The 21,053-nt window shown below is 40.1% G+C and carries 20 protein-coding genes; 13 read left to right on the top strand and 7 right to left on the bottom strand.

The window, feature by feature from the left end; all coding sequences use genetic code 11:
* Positions 1 to 296: 296 nt before the first annotated feature.
* Together IW510_RS15130 and pepF are read left to right on the top strand one after the other, a co-directional pair.
* Positions 297 to 1,475 (top strand): competence protein CoiA, encoded by a 1,179-nt coding sequence (locus IW510_RS15130; protein WP_202061053.1) that lies wholly within the window; start codon positions 297 to 299, stop codon positions 1,473 to 1,475.
* A 182-nt stretch (positions 1,476 to 1,657) separates the two neighbouring features.
* Positions 1,658 to 3,478 (top strand): oligoendopeptidase F, encoded by a 1,821-nt coding sequence (gene pepF, locus IW510_RS15125; protein ID WP_202061052.1) that lies wholly within the window; start codon positions 1,658 to 1,660, stop codon positions 3,476 to 3,478.
* Between the two features lie 46 nt (positions 3,479 to 3,524).
* Here pepF and IW510_RS15120 read toward each other — a convergent pair whose 3' ends face one another.
* Both IW510_RS15120 and IW510_RS15115 read right to left on the bottom strand, forming a co-directional pair.
* A complete protein-coding gene (locus IW510_RS15120) occupies positions 3,525 to 4,175 on the bottom strand; it encodes a DsbA family protein (RefSeq protein WP_202061051.1) in 651 nt (216 codons plus the stop codon).
* Positions 4,176 to 4,291: 116 nt separating this feature from the next.
* Complete coding sequence (locus IW510_RS15115; RefSeq protein ID WP_202061050.1) at positions 4,292 to 4,861, bottom strand: CYTH domain-containing protein; 570 nt, start codon at positions 4,859 to 4,861, stop codon at positions 4,292 to 4,294.
* A 177-nt stretch (positions 4,862 to 5,038) separates the two neighbouring features.
* On the opposite strand from IW510_RS15115, the gene IW510_RS15110 reads away from it, so the two are divergent.
* The 4 genes from IW510_RS15110 to mgtE are packed head-to-tail and all read left to right on the top strand — an operon-like array spanning position 5,039 to position 8,789.
* On the top strand, positions 5,039 to 5,704 hold the full coding sequence (locus tag IW510_RS15110; RefSeq protein ID WP_202061049.1) for a GTP pyrophosphokinase: 666 nt from the start codon (positions 5,039 to 5,041) through the stop codon (positions 5,702 to 5,704).
* Between the two features lie 14 nt (positions 5,705 to 5,718).
* Positions 5,719 to 6,516, top strand: coding sequence for an NAD kinase (locus IW510_RS15105; RefSeq protein ID WP_202061047.1), 798 nt, complete (start codon positions 5,719 to 5,721; stop codon positions 6,514 to 6,516).
* A gap of 7 nt (positions 6,517 to 6,523) precedes the next feature.
* Positions 6,524 to 7,411 carry an RluA family pseudouridine synthase gene (locus tag IW510_RS15100; RefSeq protein ID WP_202061045.1) on the top strand — a complete coding sequence of 296 codons (888 nt, stop codon included), beginning with the start codon at positions 6,524 to 6,526 and terminating at the stop codon, positions 7,409 to 7,411.
* Positions 7,412 to 7,427: 16 nt separating this feature from the next.
* Positions 7,428 to 8,789, top strand: a complete 1,362-nt coding sequence (gene mgtE / locus IW510_RS15095) for a magnesium transporter (RefSeq protein ID WP_202061044.1) — start codon at positions 7,428 to 7,430, stop codon at positions 8,787 to 8,789.
* Between the two features lie 135 nt (positions 8,790 to 8,924).
* On the opposite strand, the gene IW510_RS15090 is transcribed toward mgtE, so the two are convergent.
* Positions 8,925 to 9,566: a copper homeostasis protein CutC gene (locus tag IW510_RS15090; protein WP_202061043.1), complete on the bottom strand. Its 642-nt coding sequence runs from the start codon at positions 9,564 to 9,566 to the stop codon at positions 8,925 to 8,927.
* Between the two features lie 211 nt (positions 9,567 to 9,777).
* Between IW510_RS15090 and IW510_RS15085 the strand changes: the two genes are divergently transcribed.
* A complete protein-coding gene (locus tag IW510_RS15085; protein WP_202061042.1) occupies positions 9,778 to 10,623 on the top strand; it encodes a methyltransferase domain-containing protein in 846 nt (281 codons plus the stop codon).
* Positions 10,624 to 10,857: 234 nt separating this feature from the next.
* Entirely contained in the window at positions 10,858 to 11,364 is a 507-nt protein-coding gene (gene trmL, locus IW510_RS15080; protein WP_202061040.1) for a tRNA (uridine(34)/cytosine(34)/5-carboxymethylaminomethyluridine(34)-2'-O)-methyltransferase TrmL, read from the top strand.
* A gap of 50 nt (positions 11,365 to 11,414) precedes the next feature.
* On the opposite strand, the gene IW510_RS15075 is transcribed toward trmL, so the two are convergent.
* The gene (locus IW510_RS15075; RefSeq protein WP_202061039.1) at positions 11,415 to 12,323 is read right to left on the bottom strand and encodes a hypothetical protein; all 909 of its coding nucleotides are present in this window, start codon (positions 12,321 to 12,323) and stop codon (positions 11,415 to 11,417) included.
* Positions 12,324 to 12,356: 33 nt separating this feature from the next.
* A complete protein-coding gene (locus tag IW510_RS15070; protein WP_202061038.1) occupies positions 12,357 to 13,130 on the bottom strand; it encodes a DUF5067 domain-containing protein in 774 nt (257 codons plus the stop codon).
* A 225-nt stretch (positions 13,131 to 13,355) separates the two neighbouring features.
* Here IW510_RS15070 and IW510_RS15065 point away from each other — a divergent pair, with 225 nt between their 5' ends.
* On the top strand, positions 13,356 to 14,690 hold the full coding sequence (locus tag IW510_RS15065) for a dihydrolipoyl dehydrogenase family protein (protein WP_202061037.1): 1,335 nt from the start codon (positions 13,356 to 13,358) through the stop codon (positions 14,688 to 14,690).
* A 96-nt stretch (positions 14,691 to 14,786) separates the two neighbouring features.
* On the opposite strand, the gene IW510_RS15060 is transcribed toward IW510_RS15065, so the two are convergent.
* Positions 14,787 to 15,203, bottom strand: coding sequence for a GNAT family N-acetyltransferase (locus tag IW510_RS15060; RefSeq protein ID WP_202061036.1), 417 nt, complete (start codon positions 15,201 to 15,203; stop codon positions 14,787 to 14,789).
* A 198-nt stretch (positions 15,204 to 15,401) separates the two neighbouring features.
* Here IW510_RS15060 and IW510_RS15055 point away from each other — a divergent pair, with 198 nt between their 5' ends.
* Positions 15,402 to 16,031: a histidine phosphatase family protein gene (locus IW510_RS15055; RefSeq protein ID WP_202061059.1), complete on the top strand. Its 630-nt coding sequence runs from the start codon at positions 15,402 to 15,404 to the stop codon at positions 16,029 to 16,031.
* 35 nt (positions 16,032 to 16,066) lie between these two features.
* Positions 16,067 to 18,679: an SF1B family DNA helicase RecD2 gene (gene recD2, locus IW510_RS15050; protein WP_202061035.1), complete on the top strand. Its 2,613-nt coding sequence runs from the start codon at positions 16,067 to 16,069 to the stop codon at positions 18,677 to 18,679.
* Between the two features lie 108 nt (positions 18,680 to 18,787).
* Here recD2 and IW510_RS15045 read toward each other — a convergent pair whose 3' ends face one another.
* Positions 18,788 to 19,756 (bottom strand): diacylglycerol/lipid kinase family protein, encoded by a 969-nt coding sequence (locus tag IW510_RS15045; protein WP_202061033.1) that lies wholly within the window; start codon positions 19,754 to 19,756, stop codon positions 18,788 to 18,790.
* A gap of 96 nt (positions 19,757 to 19,852) precedes the next feature.
* Here IW510_RS15045 and IW510_RS15040 point away from each other — a divergent pair, with 96 nt between their 5' ends.
* Positions 19,853 to 20,332 carry a GNAT family N-acetyltransferase gene (locus IW510_RS15040; RefSeq protein ID WP_202061031.1) on the top strand — a complete coding sequence of 160 codons (480 nt, stop codon included), beginning with the start codon at positions 19,853 to 19,855 and terminating at the stop codon, positions 20,330 to 20,332.
* Positions 20,333 to 20,345: 13 nt separating this feature from the next.
* A complete protein-coding gene (locus IW510_RS15035; RefSeq protein WP_202061029.1) occupies positions 20,346 to 20,741 on the top strand; it encodes a GNAT family N-acetyltransferase in 396 nt (131 codons plus the stop codon).
* Positions 20,742 to 21,053: the final 312 nt, after the last annotated feature.

Raw genomic sequence — 21,053 nt, 5'->3', positions numbered from 1 at the left:
AGAAAAAAATAGAGAGATAGCGGTTGGCGGTCTCTTAAAAAGCTCCCTTGAAGGGAGCAGCAAGTAATGAGCCCTTCTAGGGCTATTAAAAAGCCACCCGCTATGCGGGTGGATAATTACTTGGAAAAAGGATATACCCTCTATACTAGCAAGGATTAATGGGAAGGCGGGTAATGTCTAGCTTATCGGCTAGATGATTCATTCAGTTGTTTTAGGATTAGCAGACTAAAAAAGATAGAAGTTATTATTCACAAATTAAGTGAAATTATGCGTATCTTATTTTTGAGGTGATGGATATGTTGGTGGCGAAAAACGATGAAGGAAAGCTAATTTCCTTAGTATGGGTGTCCGAAAAGGCAATTGGTAAATGGAAAAATCGACAATTTTTTTGCCCGATATGTGAGCAACGGGTTCAGCTCAAAAAAGGGCAGATTCGATTACCTTATTTTGCTCATTTATCAAGTCAAAGCTGCAATATTACTAGCGGTGGAGAATCGCCGGAACACCTTGAGCTCAAAAAAATTTTTGCTGAACAGTGTCGGCAACAAAAGATTGAGCATCAGCTTGAAGCCTATTTGCCGGAAATAAAACAACGGGCAGATTTACTGATAGGACGTTATGCCATAGAATTTCAATGCAGTATGCTTTCAGCAGAGGAAATGGTAAAAAGAACGCGCTCGTATATTGAGAATGGGTACCAACCGATTTGGATTTGTGGTAGGAAAATTTGGAATTATGGAAAGAGTAATGGAACAATCAGAAAATTTTGCAGCTATTCGCAGAAGCTGGGCTTTTATCTTTGGACAGCAGATTTAAAAAGGAAAAAGCTCTATTTACGTTATCATGTAGAACTAAAAGCGACTGGAAGGCTGTGCTATGGGACAAAGTATTGGAATTTCAACGATATAAGATTCGCTGATTTATTTGAAATGGCTGCTGAAAAGCGACTGTTTCACTATAGAGAATACTTACTGGAAGGGGAGCTGTCTGCTGTTTATCAGGAGCTTTATAAAAAACTGCGGGGGAAGAAGCGGGAGCTATTACCGATACAATCGTTTTACTATCAGAAGGGCCTGAATTTACTCAGCTTACATCCATGGTTTTATTATTCAATCAACCAGTCTTTTGTACTGGGAAAATCGATTTTTTTATTTAAATATTACTTTTGGGAATGGCTAGCTGTAAAAGGTACAGTCAGCAAAACAGAGATACTTCATTTCTGCAGCACCTATATCTTTAAGGAACAGCTGCATCAACTAGTTCCAGCTGTAGCGCCTGCAGCTTTGATAAACTGGCTAAGCCATTATTTGATTGAAGGCTTGCTTATCTGTCAGGTGCTGAAAAGACGAGTGAAAGCCGGAGAATTTGAAGTCATCATTGATTACAAAAATAGAGTAAGACCACATCCGACACTTATACTTGATGAAAAACAGTTGCCTCAAGTGATTATTACTGGTACACCTTTGAAAATATGATACTATAGATTATAGGAATAGAACTAAATAGTAACAGGCTGAACGGTTTTTCAGGTGGAGGACCAATCCAATAATCAGTCATCAATTATTTAGTACGATTCGTCTATGTGAAGCCTATGGAAGTGACTATTGAAAACTTTTTTAGGATTTATGTAGCTAGTATGAATGGAGGGAACACAGTGATGAGTGAAGCAAAACAATTACCAAAACGCGAAGAAATCGAAACAGAACTGACTTGGGATTTGACGCCTATTTTTAAGGATGATCAAGCATTTGAAGAAGCGTATACCCAATTATCAGAGGAGATAAAAACAGTAAATAATCTGAAGGGAACCTTGGGAAATGGTAGTAATGCCTTTCTAAAAGGAATTGAGTATCTACTTGATATTTATCGTAAAATAGAAGTGATTTACGTCTATTCGCATCTCAAAAATGATCAGGATACAACAAATTCAACCTATCAAGCATTGAACTCAAGAGCCGGTTCATTATATTCTCAAGTAGGAGAAGCTGTTGCTTGGTTTGAGCCTGAAGTCCTATCATTGACAGATGATGAAATTTGGGGTTATTTCAAAGAAGAGCCTAAATTGGAAGTATACAGACATTTCATTGAAAATATCTTGGATAGTCGCGCGCACGTTCTTAGTGAAGAACAGGAAGCTCTTTTGGCTGGAGCCGGGGAGATTTTCGGAGCATCCAGCAATACTTTTTCAGTTTTGAATAACGCGGACCTTAAGTTCCCTGTTATTGAAGATGAAAAAGGAGAAAAAATCCAACTGAGCCATGGTGTCTATGGTCAATTAATGGAAAGTACTTCAAGAAATGTTCGAGAAGCGGCTTTCAAAGGTCTATATAGTGTTTATGAGCAGTTCAACAATACCTTTGCATCAACCTTATCCACTCATGTGAAAATGCATAACTATAAGGCTAAGGTTAGAAACTATGGTTCTGCGAGAGAAGCGGCCTTATCAGGGAATCATATTCCGGAAAGTGTCTATGAAACCTTGGTTGATGTGGTTAATCGTAACTTGCCACTGCTGCATCGTTATGTGAGTTTGAGAAAAAGATTATTGAACTTGGATGAACTGCATATGTATGATATGTATACGCCGATTCTAGGAGATGCATCTATCAAATTCAGCTACGATGACGCAAAGAAAAAGGCAACAGCTGCATTAGCGCCTCTAGGTGAGGAGTATTTGGCTGTAGTTGAAGAAGCATTTGGCAATCGTTGGATTGATGTAGTTGAAAATCAAGGGAAGCGAAGTGGTGCGTACTCATCCGGCGCTTATGATACATTCCCATACATTCTGATGAACTGGCATGATAGCCTGGATCAGCTCTATACACTTGTTCATGAGATGGGGCACAGTGTCCACAGCTATTTCACCAGAGGAAATCAGCCATATGTTTATGGTGATTATTCTATCTTTTTAGCTGAGATTGCTTCAACGACTAATGAAAATATTTTAACTGAGTATTTGTTAGAAACAGAGACCGATCCTCATGTTCGAGCTTATGTACTGAACCATTTTCTGGATGGCTTCAAGGGAACGATTTTCCGCCAAACACAGTTTGCAGAATTTGAGCACTTCATCCATACGAAGGATGCAGAAGGAACACCGTTAACTAGCGAGTACCTGAATGAAAATTATGCGGAGCTGAATGTGAAATACTACGGCCCGGAAGTAGTAGAGGATGAAGAAATTGCTTTAGAGTGGTCAAGAATTCCTCATTTCTACTACAATTATTACGTCTATCAATATGCAACAGGATTCTCGGCAGCTTCTGCATTAGCAGATAAAATCTTGAAAAAAGAGCCTGATGCACTGGAAAATTACCTGAACTACCTGAAATCAGGAAGTAGTGATTATCCTATTGAAGTGATGAAAAAGGCCGGTGTAGACATGACACAGCCAGCATACATTGAAGATGCAATGAAGGTTTTCGAGACACGTTTGAAAGAATTAGAAGAGTTAATCGAAACGTTAGAGAAAAAATAGCAGCATAAAAAAACGGAAGTAGCAGAATCGAGCTGTTTCCGTTTTTTTATAATAGATGTAAATGTCCTTTAGGGACAGATTGTTCAAAATCCTCAGCTAACTGGAGTGGATCGTGGAAATGAACATAGTTCTCTTCAGTTGTTTCACAGAGGCGCTTGATGTGTTCGATTGTCAGACACTCTTCAACAAGAACACCAAAATCTCTATCACAGGCATAATTGTAAATAACAGCAGCGGGATGCTTTGAGACACCCATCTCTCTGGCAATCTGTTGATCAATCTGAAAAGAATCCTTCACAAAACTTGAATGACGGTCTGCCTGAAACATCTCCAAATCGCCCCCAGCCTCAACAATTAGCTTTTCAGCCAACTCAGTGGAGTAGGGAGTGCTTTCCTCAGTGACCAATTGCTGAAGGTTTAAAAGGATATGACGTCCCTTTTTCTTACCCTGCAGCTGTGCTGCTTTAAAATCTAGCGCAGCAGAATACGTGTTTTCAAATAATTTATTTCTTTCTGCAATATCAGTAGATGAAATTTTGTGAATTTTTACCAGCTTCTTAATCGTTTTCATATTTACTAGTGGAATCAAACGCAATTGTATCTTTTTGCTTTCTGTCTGTGCAAATTTCAAAATTTCTCTTTCGATGTTCAAACAGATCTTCCCTAGCGGATTAACGAACAAATAGATTTCAATCATTCATACTTCCTCCAATTCGACTCTTTGACATAATGCACGAAACGAACCAATTCATGTAATGTAACAAAAAAACAAAGAAAAAAGAAATAATTTGCTCATTTATCATTACAAGACCACTAAGAAGACGACATCATTCTCTGAATTTTGTTTGGCGCGTTAATTTCTTTGATAGTCAAAGTACTTAACAACTGCTCAAACGCTTTTCTTCCAGATTCAGCGTCGGTAACTTCTAACTCTAGTTCATAATCGTGATCATTGTTATACCAGCTTTCATCAAGAGCTAATAAACCTTGGGGAAGTTTTTTTTGTGCTCGCTTGGTTTTCAATTGACCGATTTTATGTAAGGGAGTAACAATATTCAGTTGTGATAATTTTTGAAATACCTCACTATTTTCCGGAAATACACCGGATTGGCTGATTTCTTCTGCTTGCTTAAGCGAAACTTCGTCATTGATTTCCAATAAACCAACCGTTGCAGGTAGTTTAAGTGTAATCTCTGCGTTGTCAGCAAACGTTCGAATCCGTAAACCAGCGTTCATTTGTTTCAACTGTGAATCAAGTGTATCAAAATACGTGTTTACTTGAATAAAGAAGTCTTCTTCTTTCAGTTGAAAGTAGTCAGTGATTCGGAAAAATGTCTCTTCTGAGAGCATTGTTTTGTATTCGATTTCCAAATTTTTACTCAAGGAGACTCACCTTCTTCTATACTTAATTCTTACATAGATTGAGTGGTTTCGTCAAGGAAAGTGAATGAGCTGTTTGATTTTTTTGATAATTCTTACAATAGAATAAAAAATCCATTTTTTCGTCTGTCTATGGTAAAATAAGCAGTGGATCAAATTCAAGGAAATTGAGGGAGATATATGGAGAAAGACTGGGAGCTTTTTCTTGCGCCATATGAGCAAGCTGTTGGAGAGATGAAAGTCAAGTTACGGGGCATTCGTAAGCAGTTCAATGAGCTTAACAGGCATACCCCTATCGAGTTTGTAACAGGACGAGTAAAGCCGATAGACAGCATTTTGACTAAAGCAGAATTGAGAAAAATTCCGCTGGATCGATTGGAAGAAGAAATGCAGGACATTGCCGGATTACGCATTATGTGCCAATTTGTGGAAGACATTTATCAGGTTGTTGAGATTATTAGGAACCGTAAGGATCTTGAAATCATACAAGAGCGTGATTATATTACGAATAAAAAAGAAAGCGGCTATCGATCGTATCATTTGGTGATTGCCTACCCTGTTCAACTGATAACGGGAGAGAAAAAAATATTAGCAGAAATACAGATTCGAACGCTGGCCATGAATTTTTGGGCAACAATCGAACATTCATTAAATTATAAGTATCATGGGGATTTTCCGGAAGAGTTAAATGACAGGCTTCAGCGTGCTGCGGAAGCTGCTTATCAGCTTGATGAAGAGATGTCGAATATTCGTGAGGAGATTCAAGAGGCACAGCACCTTTTCTCTCACGGAAGAGGAAAGTCAGCAAAAGCGTATCGAAAAAAGAAAAACGAAGGTCAAACGTAGACAGGAGACTGGGCATGAAGGTAACGATCGTCCATAATAATGAGGAGAAATCGAAACGAGTCACAGAACAGCTGTTGATTCTTTTAGAGCAGAAACAGATAGAGGTGTCGGAAACCGACCCTGAGCTGGTTATTTCTGTTGGTGGAGACGGGACTCTGCTTTCTGCCTTTCACCGATTTAATCATCGATTGGATAAAGTAAAATTTTTAGGTGTTCATACAGGACATTTAGGTTTTTATACGGATTGGCGTGATTATGAGCTGGAAGAATTGGTTTCCAGCTTTTTAATGGAACAGGAGAAAAGTATCAGTTATCCGTTGTTGGATGTGACCATCAAATTTTGTGATGAAAACCCCGACAGGCATTTTCTGGCATTAAATGAGTCCACAATCAAGCGCTCCAATCGAACGATGGTTGCTGATGTCTATATCAAAGATGAGCTGTTTGAACGCTTTAGAGGTGATGGGTTATCTGTTTCTACTCCGACCGGCTCTACGGCTTACAATAAGAGTGTAGGCGGTGCTGTGATTCATCCCAGCATTAACGCTTTTCAATTAGCAGAAATTGCTTCACTGAACAATCGAGTGTTTCGAACGCTTGGCTCGCCGATGGTTATTGCTGACTCAGAATGGGTTTCTATTGATTTGCGTGGGGGCAGCGACTATTTAATTACAGTGGATCAGTTGAATATTTATCAAGAAAATATTGATTCGATTCAGTATCGAATTGCCGATGAGCGCATTCATTTTGCGTCATATAAGCACATGCACTTTTGGCACAGAGTCAAGGATGCATTTATTAGTGAGGATTAGAGGGAATATGGAATTTCAATGGACATTCACAAAAGAACAGCCGCAGCAAGTTAAATCCTATTTAAAGGAACAGGGTGTATCAAAAGGGCTGTTGGCAAAGGTAAAATTTCAGGGTGGTCGAATCACTGTCAATGAGCAGGTGGAGAATGTATTATTTAAGTTGACAGCCGGTGATTTGGTGAAGATTGTGATTCCGGATGAAGGCGAGCACGAAACGATGCTGCCCTCAGATAGTTCTGTGGATATCTTATTTGAGGATGAGCATTTTTTAGTTGTCAATAAACCGGCAGGAATCGCGTCTATCCCTTCTCAATATCATACGAGTGAAACGATGGCCAATCAGGTAAAAGGCTATTATCAAAGAATGAACTACAAGGATCAAGTGATTCATATCGTTACTCGGTTGGATAGAGATACTTCAGGTGCGATGCTCTTTGCTAAACATGGCTTTGCTCATGCATTGTTGGATCAGCAGCTTCGCAAAAAGCAAGTAGTGAAAATTTATCATGCTCTTGTAGGTGGTGCAGTGGATACTTTGGCTGAACATGGCGAAATTATTGCACCAATTAGTCGAGATGTTTCGTCTTTATTGAAGCGAAAGGTTTCAGAAGAGGGAAAATACGCTGAGACAGAATATTGGTTAAGAAAAAAACAAGAGGATATTGCGTTTGTAAAGATTCGACTGCATACAGGTCGGACACACCAAATACGGGTGCATTTTGAAAGCATCGGCTGCTCTCTTTTAGGAGATGAACTGTACAGTGGTTCGATGGAAAGAGGCATAATGCGTCAGGCACTGCATTGCAGCCACTTGAGTTTTGACCATCCGTTTACAGGAGAAAAAATCAGTATTGATTCTGCGCTGGCGGAGGATATGCGGACTATTATTGAATAAGAGGGAGGTTAGAGGGATGAATGAAGGACAGGAAATCGAGGAGCAATTCGAAGTATTGCTAAGTTTTTTGAAAACGGAGCAGATGAATGAATTTCGTGACGCCTTTTTAGCCCTTCACATCTATGAACAAGGGCAGTTCTACCAATCTCTTGAAGCTGACAGTCGCAAACGAGTATACAATTATTTGTCTCCTAAGGAATTAGCAGACATGTTTGATGTTATTGAAGAAGACAATGATGACATGAAGGTCTATATTGCTGAAATGCGTCCTAGCTATGCAGCTGAAATGCTTTCAGAGATGTACACGGATAATGCGGTGGATTTGTTGAACATGCTGGATAAAAGTCAAATGGCTAAGTATCTAAGTCTGATGAGTGCTGAGGATGCAAGTGAAATTAAAGAGCTTCTGCATTATGAAGATGATACAGCCGGCTCAATTATGACCACCGAGTATGTTTCAATTGTCGCAAATCAAACGGTACGTTCGGCGATGTATGTACTGAAGAATCAAGCAGATGTTGCTGAGACGATTTATTATGTATATGTTGTGGATCAGGATAATCGACTGGTGGGTGTTATCTCTCTTCGTGATTTGATTATCAATGATGATGATACAATGATTAGTGAGATACTGAGTGAGCGGGTTATTTCAGTTCATGTGGGAGATGACCAAGAGGATGTTGCACAGACAATTCGTGATTATGACTTTCTGGCACTGCCTGTTATTGATTATGATGATCATCTTCTTGGGATTGTAACCGTCGATGATATCATTGATGTTATCGATGATGAGGCTGCCAGTGACTACTCCGGTTTGGCAGGGGTTGACGTAGAGGAAGTCAGTGAGAATCCTTTCAAGGCTGCTTCCAAACGGCTGCCATGGCTAATTACATTGTTGTTTCTAGGAATGTCTACGGCAACACTTATCAGCCATTATGAGATGTTAGTCAGTGAAGCCAGTATCTTAGCAGTCTTTATTTCTTTGATTACAGGAACAGCCGGAAATGCAGGCACACAATCGCTGGCGGTCGCTGTTCGTCGGTTGGCAGTCAGTGATGAAAAGGACAATAATTTCAAGCGTCTAATCATCAGTGAGGTGCTGACAGGAGTCGTAACCGGTGCGATTACCGGCTTAACGATATTCATTGTGGTTGGAATTTGGAAGCAGAACTTTCCATTGGGCTTTGTCATCGGTATGGCGATGCTTTGTGCCATTACTGTAGCAAACTTAGCCGGCAGCTTAATACCGATGCTGATGGACAAGCTGGGCTTTGATCCGGCAGTAGCAAGCGGCCCGTTCATTACCACGTTAAGTGATTTAACAAGTGTACTAATTTATTTCAATATTGCCAGTATCTTTATGGCTTACTTTACTTAAAAAAAACGTTGATTGACATTCTGACAATCAACGGTTTTTTGTGTAGCAGAAAGTGGAACAGAAATAAACGTTCAACGCTCCTTACCTCTAAAAAACGAATGAACTTTGGTTCAGCCTCTGAAAAGCAATAGACGATTACAAATCGAAAGCAACAATTTTTGTTCCGTGAAGCTCTTCCACACCCAAAGCTTCTTTTATCTGTTCTCTATTTTGCGCAGAGATACCGCCTCCGGGAAGGATAATGATTCTATCGCCGGCATAGCTGATGAGTTCCTTCAAATGTGGGATATTTTCATCGATAGATGTTCCGGCAGGACCGCCATGTGTCAAGATTCGATGCACTTCATGTTCAGCCAGCCAGTCGATTGCTTTGAACTGGTCCTCTTTACTCAATGAGTCAAAGGCCATGTGGAAAGTAATCTGCAAGCCCTCAGAGGTCTCAATAAGAAGCTCTAAGGCTTCCTCATCCAACCAGTTCTCCTCTGTCAGACAGCCGAAAACAACACCGTCTGTCCCTATTTTCTTCGCTTCAATTAAATCTGTATGCATAATTTTTAATTCGATATCATTGTAAACAAAGTTACCACCGCGAGGTCGAATCATCGTCATGATAGGAACGGACTGTTCTCCTGCATATTGAAGAGCCTCTTCAATCACACCTGTACTTGGTGTTGTTCCGCCAACGGCAAGATTATCACAGAGTTCAATTCTGCCCGCACCATTGCGAATAGCTGCAGGGATATCTGTAAAATTTTCTGCACAAAATTCTTTGATCATTTCGACCACTCCTTCTATTTCACTAAATTCTATTTACTTGTTACTTGCCTTTTTACATTGTATTGAAAAGAAAAGTAAGAAGTCGATATAATTCTTCACTCCTGTACAATTTCTCCATAGGCATTGTAACATATTTTCCAATGTTGCCAAAGAGGGATTCTCATTGTAAGATAGAGCAGAATGAAATTATTGGGATGAGAAGGAGCAATACATGCTTAAAAAGATTGATAAAGCTAAAAATTTCCTGTCTGAAAATACATTACTGTTTCGATGCCCTATCTGCCATAGCTCCGTTACACAAAAAGATTATGCGTTAATCTGTGGAGAGAAGCATCGCTTCGACTTATCAAAGAAAGGGACACTATACTTTCTTAAAACCCATATACAAACTGATTATGACCATCAAATGTTTGTTCATCGTCAGGCAATGATTCAAAGCGGGATGTACGAAGCTATGCTGAAGAAAATTGTTCCTTATATGGATAACAAGGAGCTTGTTCTCGATGTCGGATGTGGGGAAGGCAGCTTTCTGACTGCATTATCTGAAGCAAGTACAGCCAAGCAGAAAATTGGCTTTGACATTTCTAAAGAAGGAGTCTACCTTGCAACAAATCAACCGATCGAAGCCTTCTGGTGTGCAGCGGATTTGACGAACTTGCCGTTTGCTGACAGCACGGCAGATTGTATTCTAAATATTTTTTCTCCATCACATTACAAGGAGTTTGAACGAGTGCTGAAGCCTGGGGGACAGGTGATAAAGATTGTTCCGGAATCCGGTTATTTGAAAGAACTGCGTGCGGCATTTTTTCCAAACGATGAGAAAAAGCAGAGCTATTCGAACCAAAAGGTTATCGACAAATTTTCTGAATCCATGGATGTAATCGTTGATGAACGGATAACCACTGTGTTTGATATTCCACAAGCTCGTCGGCTTGATTTATTGGAAATGTCTCCGTTAGAGTGGCAGGCAGATGCAAAAATCAAGGAAGAACTTAAAAAGCATCCTTTAGAAAAAATCACAGTTGACTTACGTATGTTAGTAGGAGAGATTAGGTAGCGCTTACAAAAAATTAATTTGTGAAAAACCCTTGCAAAGCTCTGTTATTGGTGTTATATTACATACAAGTTGTTTTTTCATTGGTTTTTATCAGGTTCCTGTTCTGATAAAAGTTAGTGAAAAGATCTTCACTAACGTAGCGACTCGCAGTGATTTAACACCGAGGCGGTACGTTTTTTTATTGCTTTATTTAGTGAATAATATAACCTTTTGTGTATAGAGAGGAATAATAAAATGACAAACCATATCGTTCTGTTTGAACCGCAAATACCGGCAAATACGGGCAACATCGCTCGGACATGTGCCGCAACGAATTCACCTTTACATCTCATCGAGCCGTTAGGTTTCTCAACGGATGATAAGCATTTGAAAAGGGCAGGATTAGACTATTGGCATGACGTAGCGATTACTTATCATAAGGACTTAGCATCATTTCTATCATTTATTAAGGATGAACCGTTACATTTAATCACAAAGTTTGCGAATAAAATTTATAGTGATGAGAATCTTGCTGATGGCAGAAACCACTATTTTATGTTCGGTAAGGAAACGACTGGATTACCTGAAGAATTCATGCGGGAGAACGAAGAGAAGTGCTTAAGAATACCGATGAATGACGAGCACGTTCGTTCATTGAATCTGTCAAATACTGCTGCTTTAGTGGTATACGAAGCCTTACGGCAACAAGCATTTCCCAACTTGGAATTAAGCCATCATTACGAGAATGATAAACTGGATTAACAGAAAAAACAGCCGAAATCACATAAGGATTTCGGCTGTTTTCTATTGTATTATAATTTTGCATAGAGCTCCATCAGCTTTGTATATTTGGTCAGCATATTCGTATAAATCGTCATGCTGTCTGAAGTGGAGAGCTCGTCTCCGGAATTGTCGATGGTTTCTCCTAATGAAGCATATTCAGCCATCAGTTCGGTATAGTCGGTCAAGAAGCTCAACGCGGCGGTGTCATCATAGGTACTGGGACTATCCACATAGCCTTGTGCCTTTTTGATCATTTCATCATATTTTGCGTCTACCTTTTTGATTGCAGCTTCGATATCACTCTTACTAGTAGTTGCGGCTTTTTTCTCCGCGGTAGTATCGTTATTGGCTGATGAATTGGATTTACTAAGACTTCCGCTGGTTCCGTCAATTTCATGATCGGAATAGCCAACGATGATAGTATCGCCTTTATTCGCATAGTACCCTTGTTTTTCCCAGCCTACCTGTGTTGAGTCAAACTTCTCTGCACCACAGTTTTCGTTTAAATAATCGCATTCGCCTTTATAGACGATTCGTTTACCTGAAACTGCCAGATTGTCCATATTAGTCGCAACAAATTTAACGTTCAAGCCCACTGCTTCAAATTCAGCAGTTACCTGCTCCTGTGCCTTTCTTGATGTATCGGGAACCTTGATTTTTCCTTCTAATAGTTTTTGATTTTTTGCTTCTTCTTCAGCTTTCTTTTTTGCCAGCTCCTGTGCCTTTTTCTCTGAGGCATCTACCTCGTCTGCAGCAGCTTCTTCTTTTTCTGCAGCCACATCGACAGCTTCAAGGTCATTGATTTTTTCATTTAGTGATGAGATGTTCTTTTCTAATTTATCTAATTTTTTTTCTAAGCCGGATGTATCAGTGCTCCCGCAGCCTGTGAGCGCAAGTACACATAATAAACCGACTCCTAAACCACTTAACTTTTTCATTTGTTTATTCCTCCTTAGCTTTGTGTCGCTTGCCTATTTGGGTTCTATCTTTGAATTTGCTTTGAATGCTTTAGCAATTTCTTTAGCGGTAAATGTTTCTTCTGCTTCAGCATTTTCTCCGTACATACCGAATCGTTCGTCAGCGCCTACTTGAATTCTTATATCTTTACTATTGTCTATGATGTAATAGCTGGTAGCAGATTCTACTTTTCCTCCAGGCTTGACGTCTGTAGTGCTTTTATTATAGGCTTCTTTAAATTCTTTATAGCGATACAATTCATTGCCCCAGCTAAGTTGGTTTTCTGTATTCTCATCTTCTTCGGTTACGTACAAGTAATCAAGAATCGTTAAGTTTGTCGCTATTTTTTCAGAGCTGATATTTTCTAAGGTGTAGTAAATAATAACTAAGCCTTCTTTATCAAGGTTAGAAGAAAGATTTTCAATAAAGTCAACATCAGTTACTGTTACTTTGACCTTCTCATTCTCCATCGTGTAATCTTTGATTCCTTTTTTCGGCTCAGTTTTCTTCTTTGAACTCTCAGAGCTTTCTTTTGTTTCTTCTGTACTATCCTTTGTTTCTTTTTTGTCATCGGTTTTTGAACTTTCAGTCTTACTATCAGACGAGCTCTTTGTCGCACTGATATCCACACCTGTTTCACTCAGTTCATCTACTCGTTCATGTAAGGCATCGACACTTTTAGAAATTTTATCGATTTGTTTTTCCAGCTTGGTGGTATCCCCATTGCTGCAGCCGGAAAGGACGATTCCACAAACCAATAGCAAGCCTAAACAACCCATTTTTTTCATTTTTTACCCTTCTTTCTATAAAATAGAATAGTATCTTCTATTAAAAGGGTAGCACAGAATGGTAATGAAAGTAAATTCCAGATTTGAGAGATAAATAGAAAAAACATGAGAAAAACCCTAAGTGTCTGATTTCTATAGACGAAGCAATAGGCAGTCCTTTTATTCGTAACTATCTTTTGCCTTCGATATAATAGATAGAAAGAAGCGTAGAGGAGGAATTGGGAAATGAGTGATTCGTTTGATGTGATTATTATAGGTAGTGGGCCTGGAGGGATGGCTGCTGCTTATGACCTTAAATCGGCAGGTAAAAAAGTTGGTGTAATCGAATCAGATAAGTGGGGCGGTACGTGTCCGAATCGAGGCTGTGACCCTAAAAAGATCCTTTACCATGCTGTAGAGGTACGACAAAATATGACTCAGCTGATTGGTCGTGGGTATCAACAGGAACCGACGATTAATTGGGAAGCACTGATGGCTTTTAAAGAAGAGTTTACTTCGGCAGTTCCTCATGAGCAGGAGTCAGGCTTGAAAAATTATGGGATAACGACAATTACAGGGAAGGCTGTTTTTGAGGATGCGCATACAATAGCTGTAGCCGGTGAAAAATATACCGCTGATTCATTTATTCTTGCTACAGGTCAGCGCTCTGCCTTATTAGACATTCCGGGTAAGGAGTATATGAGAACCAGTACAGATTTTCTTTCTCTGCCTCATTTGCCTAAGTCTATGATTTTTATTGGCGGCGGCTATATTACTTTTGAATTAGCGAATATTGCACAAAGCTGCGGCAGTGAGGTTCATATTATTCACCACAATGATCGACCGTTGAAGGGCTTTGACTCTGAATTAGTTGAGGGAGTTATTCAGGAGATGAAACAAAAGGGAGTGGCTATTCATTTTAATGAGTCAGTTTCTGAAATTGAAAAGAGTGAAGACCAGTTTTTAGCAAAGCTTGCATCAGGAGAAGCTTTATTAGTTGATAAGGTTATTTGTGCGACAGGACGAATTCCAAATGTTGAGGGTCTTGGGTTGGAAAAAATCGGTGTTGATTATTCCAAAAAAGGGATTAAGGTGGATGAATACTTGCGAACCAGCGTGGAAAATATATACAGTTTAGGTGACTGTCTTGAAAAGAAACAGCCGAAGCTGACGCCTGTCTCAAGCTTTGAGGGAAGCTATCTTGCAAGATTAATTGGCAAAGCAGTGAATGAAAAAATTGTATACCCGAATATACCAACAATCCTGTTTGCTTCTCCTAAGCTGGCTCAGGTTGGAAAGGTTTCTATAACGAAGCAGGAAGAGTCTGCCTATGAAATAAAAGAACTGGATATGACAAGCTGGTTCACTTATAGGCAAAGAAATGAGTCAATAGCAAAGGCCAAGGTTATCATAGAGAAGCAAACCGGTGTACTTGTCGGCGCTACTGTTTTAAGTAACGAAGCGGATCAATTGATTAACTTATTCACGCTGATGCTTAACGAAAAAATACCGGCAGAACGAATCCAAGAGCAAATCATGCTGTATCCGACAGTTGCCAGTGATATTAGCTACTTATACTAAATAAGCATAAATGAATGAGAAGAAATTTTTTATGATTCAGAAATGTAGAAACCTGACGGAGTGTTTAGTTGCTCCGTCAGGTTTTTAGTTATTCTTTTATATTCGCTTTTCAAGATAGTATTTCGTTGTTCCTTTGAAGGGCGAATCAGCCAGTTGACCAAACACTGTGTAGCCATGTTTTTCGTAGAATTCTTTTGCCTGATAGTCTTGTGTGCTGATTGTAATGATTTCTGCCTGCTGCTCATGAGCAAATTGTTCTGCCAGCAGCAATAGCTTCGAACCAAGTCCATGTTTTCGATAGTTTTTATCAATTGCTAAGAGAGAAACATGTGTCGTGTTCATCCAATTGCTTGCAGTGACACCACCAATATAAGTACCATCATCGTAAGCGGCAAGGGAAAACTCTGTGGGCTTTTGCGGTGGAATGGCAGTAATTTCCAGTTGATGAGTCTCCAAAAATGAAATAAGTTTCTTTTCGTTTGTTGCTATATCCAGTTGCTTCAATTCAATCATAAAAACACCTCCAAAATCAGTATACCGAATTTGATTGAAAATGAATATCTCCTAAAGGAAATAGAGCTGTATTCACGAGGGCAGTAAATGGCTGTAAAAAATCAGTATTCCTATGAACCTGCATGGATATTTTTCAGTGAAAATGATAAACTGGATAGTATTGAATATGGAAACAACGATAGTGGAGGATTAAGGAAAATGGATTTATATTTCACGAGACATGGAAAAACGGAATGGAACAAGGAACTGCGTTTTCAGGGGATGACAGGAGATTCGCCACTGCTTCCATCAAGCTACGAAGAAATCAAAAAATTAGGGAATCATATTAAAGAGGTTCCTTTTAAAAAAATATACTCAAGCACATCACTGCGGGCAAGGAAAACTGCGGAAGGACTCAACAGTCAGTTAAATCAGCCAGTGGATATTATTTATACAGATGACCTGAAAGAGCTCGGCTTAGGTCAATTGGAAGGTCAGTTGATTAAAGAGATGCGTGAAAAGTACTCAGAGGAGCTGGGACACATGCGAAATAACCTGGCACACTACGATCCTCAAGCCTTTGACGGTGAGCGAATTGAGTCTGCTATCGCTCGCGTTTCAGGCGTTGTGAAAGAGGCGATTAGTGACGGTGAGGGGCCGTATCTATTCGTTGGCCACGGAGCATCCTTGACAGCGAGTATTCAACATATGTCTGGCAAAAATCTGAATGAATTAAGAGAAATGGGTGGACTGAATAACAACAGTTTGACAATTTTGAAAACAGAAAATCCACCGTACGATTTTCCCTTTGAAATGCTTTTGTGGAATGATGATTCGTTTCTGCAATAAACAATAGACAGCAATGTTGGGAGGTGACGAATACGATGTTAGACGCGCAGGTAGAAGAACAAAAGTACATTGCAGGTAAATTGGAGGCTATTTTCTTTCAAAATCCCAGCAATTTCTACAAGGTGCTTTTAGTTACTGTGACAGATACAAATACGGATTATTTGGAAAAGGAAATCGTCGTTACGGGAAGCTTCGGAGATATTCAGGAGGAGGAGCCATATCGTTTTTTTGGTGAGTTTGTCGACCATCCTCGTTATGGAAAGCAGTTTCAAGTGGATAGCTATAGACAGGAGCGGCCCACCTCTGCCAATGGCGTAGTTGCCTATTTATCAAGCGATAAGTTTCCGGGGATTGGGAAAAAAACAGCAGAGAAGATAGTCGAGGTTTTAGGTGAAGAAGCAATTGATCGAATCATCGAAGAGCCTCAACTGCTGGAGCAAATTCCTCAGCTGAATGCAAAAAAGCAAGCGTTGATTTTAGATACAATTCGAATGAATCATGGCATGGAGCAGGTCATTGTCGGCTTAAGCCGTTATGGCTTTGGTAGTCAGCTGGCATTCAATATTTATCAGACCTACAAGGAAGAGGCTCTGTCAATCGTTCAGGAAAATCCGTATCAACTGGTTGAGGATATTGAGGGAATTGGGTTTAAGCGCGCGGATGGCTTAGCGGAGCAAATCGGTATTCAAGCTGATTCGGACCAACGTGTACGAGCAGCGATTGCCCATGAAATATTTCAACACTCTGCACGCTCCGGCAATACCTATGTAGAAGCTGAGGTATTGCTGAATGAAGTCATCCAACTGCTTGAAGCAAGCAGACCCGTTGAAATAGGACCAGATCAGGTTGCCAATCAAATCATTCGACTGGTAGAAGAAGGCAAGATTCAGCAAGAGGAAACGAAGCTGTTTGAAAACAGTCTCTATTTTTCAGAATGGGGTATAGGTACATCCATTCAACGGTTGTTAGCGAGAAAGAAAGAAATTTCTTATGATTCTGAAGAGGTCAAAAAGACCATTCGAATCATTGAAAAGCAGCTAGGGATTGTCTATGGTGAATCTCAACAATCAGCTATTGAGGAAGCGATTAAATCACCGTTGTTCATTTTGACTGGCGGACCGGGAACAGGGAAAACCACGGTTATTAACGGAATCGTCAATCTCTTTGCAGAGCTGAACGGATTGTCTCTTGATATAAAGGATTACACACAGGACATGTTCCCTATTCATCTGGCGGCACCAACAGGGAGAGCAGCAAAACGGATGAATGAAACGACTGGTTTAAATGCCAGCACCATTCACCGACTGCTTGGGCTGACCGGAAGAGAAAAGAATCCGAGTATGAGCGCGAAGGAGCTTGAAGGTGGTCTGTTGATTGTTGATGAAATGTCAATGGTTGATACATGGCTGGCTAATACGCTGTTTAAAGCAATCCCCACCAATATGCAGGTCATTTTGGTTGGAGATAGAGATCAGCTGCCGTCGGTTGGACCAGGTCAGGTTTTACACGATTTATTAGGGATTGAAGAGATTCCCAGTGTCGAATTGACTGAGATTTATCGTCAGGGGGACGGTTCGAGTATTATTCCGCTGGCTCATGAAATCAGACAAGGACATCTTCCAGCCAATTTTACTCAAAATCAGAAGGATCGGTCATTCTTTCCTAGTGACGCATACCATATCGAGACCTATGTCCGTCAAATCGTGACCAAGGCGAAGCTGAAAGGCTTTACGGCACAGGATATTCAGTTGTTAGCACCAATGTATCGCGGCGCTGCAGGGATTGACGCGCTAAACAAAATGATGCAGGAAATTTTTAATCCGAATGATGGAACGAAGAAGGAAGTTTCTTGGAACGACACCGTTTATCGTATTGGTGATAAGGTGCTGCAGCTGGTAAATACACCTGAACTAAATGTGTTTAATGGCGATATGGGTGAAATTGTTGGGATTATTCCGGCGAAGGAATCTGATGATAAAGTGGATGAGCTGGTTCTTCAGTTTGATAATACAGAGGTTAGCTATAAGCGAAATGAATGGAATAAAATTACTCTTTCTTACTGCTGTTCGATCCATAAATCACAGGGTAGTGAATTTAAAATGGTTATTTTACCAATGGTTAGACAGTATCATCGCATGCTGCAGCGTAACCTTCTATACACTGCTGTGACGAGAAGCAAGGAGATTTTGATTCTGTTAGGAGAAGTCAATGCTTTCCAGGAGTGTGTAGGAAGAGAATCTGCCAGCAGAAAAACAGTGCTGAAGGAACGAATCGTTGAAGCGGGCAATATGTCACTGAAAATTAAAGCACAGCTGGAGGCTTATGAAGAAGGCTTGGCAAGTGACTCACCGTTTTCTGACGTGGGCGATTCGCCAACTGTTAGTACGATTGAAACGAAGCCAGCAGCTAAAGCTGCTCCAGTGATTGAAGAAGAATCAGCTATATATCAAGCTGTACCGGCACAAAAAAGAGAACGGAAACAGCCGGCAACGCAGGAAATTTCTTTGTTTGATGAAGGAAAAATGTCTGTAGAAGAGAAGATTGAAACAGAGCTGGACTGGCTGCTTACAGAGCAGAAGGTAAATGACCAGTCAATTGATCCGATGATTGGTATGGAGACAGTCACGCCAATGGATTTTTTGGACTGACAATTATATTCGGTCTTTTAGGTTGAGGTGTCACTGAAAATAGCGCAAAAAGAAAAGACCATTGGATGAAAGAAAAACTTCCAATGGTCTTTTCTAAAATAGACGTATTTAGTTGTCTGTGAACCAAAACAGCCCCTCGTGGATTGTAAAGGTGACGTCCAGATTCTGTTTGCCAAGAATTTCTCCATCTGCATGAACATACTCAGGAACAGTAGAGACAATGCGCAGCTTGCTTGTCTGGTAGTGATGGAAGTTTTTGGATTCCATATGCTTTTTTCGAGAAAGTAAGAATATTAACCAGAAAATTTTAAAAATGTTGATGCGCTCAACTAAAACCAAATCCAAAACTGGTTTTCTTGGGTCCGCAACGGGAGCAATAGCAACACCACCACCAAAATAGGGATGGTTAGTCACGGTGCAAAGAAAGGCACGGCTGGAATCGATTGTTTTCCCATTGATATCTATCAAGACAGGAAACCCTTTTTGGGTAAATAAAACTTTCAAAATGGAGAAGAGATAAGATAAAGACCCCATATTGAATTTATTCAGTGCCTGCTTGGCCTTTGATGTATTGGCTGCTTGGACAATGGCCGCGTCCAAACCAATCCCCACATTGTTTACGGCAAAGCCCTTTTCCTGTTGCACAGCATCTTCATAGTGAATTACTTGAATAGCTTGAGGTTCTTCTGCTCTCAGTATTTGTGAGAGTCCTTTTTCAAGCTGACGCTCAATACCGGTTCCGCGAGCAAAGTCGTTTCCTGAGCCGCAAGGAAGGTAACCCACAGGAATCATTGGATTAATTTCATAGAGTGCATTTACAGCACTATGTAAAGTACCATCGCCACCCATGACAACCAGCAATGGAAAAACCCCATGCTCTTCTGTTTTCTGCCAAGGAATCAGCGTTTCGGCAGCAAGCTGTTGAACAATCAATTGTTCATGCCCGGCGTATTCTGTGTAAAAAATGGTATGTTTAACTGACAATAATTGCAGTTGTTTCTTTAATTTATCAGCAACCTTTTTGCCGTTGCCACTTCCGGCTTCTTTGTTGATGATGAGATATAGATGCTTCTCCATAACTACCTCCTGTACAAATGTTTATTATAACAGACTGGCGGGAGATTGTAAGTAAAAGGTGCTTGTTGCAAGGATTTAGACTATAAGGAGGAAAAAATGAAAACAGTTCTATTTCAAAAATTGGTCTCAGAGGATTTTGAAGACTACTATCGGTTAGTTTCGGATGAACGGGTGATGGCTCAAATTACAGAGCGGGCAATTCCGAGAACTGAAGCAATGGAAAACTATCAAAAGCTGTTAGCACGAAACGAGCAAACAAGCTTTGGCTCCTATAAAGTATTGGACAGCGAATCGAAAGCAGTTGTCGGCTCCGCACATCTGACACCTAGAGAAGCAGGAGAAGCCGAGATTGGCTATATGTTTTCGCCTGAATACTGGCATCAAGGCTATGGAAAAGCTGTGATGAAAAAACTGTTAGAGCTGGCAGCTGTATCTGATTTCGGTTTACTCTATGGGATCATTGATCCGGAAAATTATGCTTCGAAGCGTTTGCTTGAAGCCAATGGATTCAAGACAAACTTTTTAGGCGTGATGGACGGGTTACCGACTGAAATATTAAAAAAGAAACTGAACTAAAGGAGAGAACAGGATGCTTAGTATAAAAAAATACCGAGAAACAGACTGGGGACAGTTGCTGGAGCTGATTCAGCGCGAAGGTGACGAATGGAGTGACTATACTTCTGAAGCTACAAGAGATGCTTATTCAGAAGCCGTTAGAGATTCAGAGACCTTTATTGCCTTTGAAGAAAATCAGTTAGTTGGTTTTTGCCGTTGCCGGGTAGATGGTATATTTGGTGTTTACATCTATGACTTACTGGTGGATCAACCATATCGTGGTAGAAAAATTGCACAGCAGCTAATGGAGCATGTATGTAACAGCTTTTCAGAGCAAATTGTGTACGTGATGTCTGATGTTGATGATTTTTATGCAGGAAAGGGGTATCGAAAAGAAGGCAGTATTTTCGAGGTTAAAATTGCAGAATAGCCGGATAACTTTAGTGAGTAAGCGAAAAATCATCGGTATCTGTTTTTTATAGAAAAAAATTATATTAAATTTGATTGTCTTTTCATCAACCATAAGTTTTCATCCCCTTTCCATCACAAGGAGTTAAATAACCTTGCTTACTCCTATCATGGTGGGAGGGCGTTAAATCTTCGATAAATTTCAAAAAAAGAGAAAAATACACACTCTGCCTATAGGGCAAAAATGTGTATTCTTTAAAACGTATTTAATTTATATCGGTTGTAAGTCACCACCCTATTGATGTATGGAAATATGCATTGGCTAGCTTTTCAT

This window comes from Enterococcus sp. BWR-S5 (genome assembly GCF_016745255.1).
GTDB lineage: Bacteria > Bacillota > Bacilli > Lactobacillales > Enterococcaceae > Enterococcus_L.
The sequence above is the reverse complement of the archived record's forward strand: the minus strand, read 5'-3'. Positions and strand labels throughout refer to the sequence as shown.

Coding starts and splice junctions, on each gene's coding strand:
- IW510_RS15130 (WP_202061053.1), top strand. CDS start 297: ATGTTGGTGGCGAAAAACGATGAAGGAAAGCTAATTTCCTTAGTATGG.
- pepF (WP_202061052.1), top strand. CDS start 1,658: ATGAGTGAAGCAAAACAATTACCAAAACGCGAAGAAATCGAAACAGAA.
- IW510_RS15120 (WP_202061051.1), bottom strand. CDS start 4,175: ATGATTGAAATCTATTTGTTCGTTAATCCGCTAGGGAAGATCTGTTTG.
- IW510_RS15110 (WP_202061049.1), top strand. CDS start 5,039: ATGGAGAAAGACTGGGAGCTTTTTCTTGCGCCATATGAGCAAGCTGTT.
- IW510_RS15105 (WP_202061047.1), top strand. CDS start 5,719: ATGAAGGTAACGATCGTCCATAATAATGAGGAGAAATCGAAACGAGTC.
- IW510_RS15100 (WP_202061045.1), top strand. CDS start 6,524: ATGGAATTTCAATGGACATTCACAAAAGAACAGCCGCAGCAAGTTAAA.
- mgtE (WP_202061044.1), top strand. CDS start 7,428: ATGAATGAAGGACAGGAAATCGAGGAGCAATTCGAAGTATTGCTAAGT.
- IW510_RS15090 (WP_202061043.1), bottom strand. CDS start 9,566: ATGATCAAAGAATTTTGTGCAGAAAATTTTACAGATATCCCTGCAGCT.
- IW510_RS15085 (WP_202061042.1), top strand. CDS start 9,778: ATGCTTAAAAAGATTGATAAAGCTAAAAATTTCCTGTCTGAAAATACA.
- trmL (WP_202061040.1), top strand. CDS start 10,858: ATGACAAACCATATCGTTCTGTTTGAACCGCAAATACCGGCAAATACG.
- IW510_RS15075 (WP_202061039.1), bottom strand. CDS start 12,323: ATGAAAAAGTTAAGTGGTTTAGGAGTCGGTTTATTATGTGTACTTGCG.
- IW510_RS15070 (WP_202061038.1), bottom strand. CDS start 13,130: ATGAAAAAAATGGGTTGTTTAGGCTTGCTATTGGTTTGTGGAATCGTC.
- IW510_RS15065 (WP_202061037.1), top strand. CDS start 13,356: ATGAGTGATTCGTTTGATGTGATTATTATAGGTAGTGGGCCTGGAGGG.
- IW510_RS15060 (WP_202061036.1), bottom strand. CDS start 15,203: ATGATTGAATTGAAGCAACTGGATATAGCAACAAACGAAAAGAAACTT.
- IW510_RS15055 (WP_202061059.1), top strand. CDS start 15,402: ATGGATTTATATTTCACGAGACATGGAAAAACGGAATGGAACAAGGAA.
- recD2 (WP_202061035.1), top strand. CDS start 16,067: ATGTTAGACGCGCAGGTAGAAGAACAAAAGTACATTGCAGGTAAATTG.
- IW510_RS15045 (WP_202061033.1), bottom strand. CDS start 19,756: ATGGAGAAGCATCTATATCTCATCATCAACAAAGAAGCCGGAAGTGGC.
- IW510_RS15040 (WP_202061031.1), top strand. CDS start 19,853: ATGAAAACAGTTCTATTTCAAAAATTGGTCTCAGAGGATTTTGAAGAC.
- IW510_RS15035 (WP_202061029.1), top strand. CDS start 20,346: ATGCTTAGTATAAAAAAATACCGAGAAACAGACTGGGGACAGTTGCTG.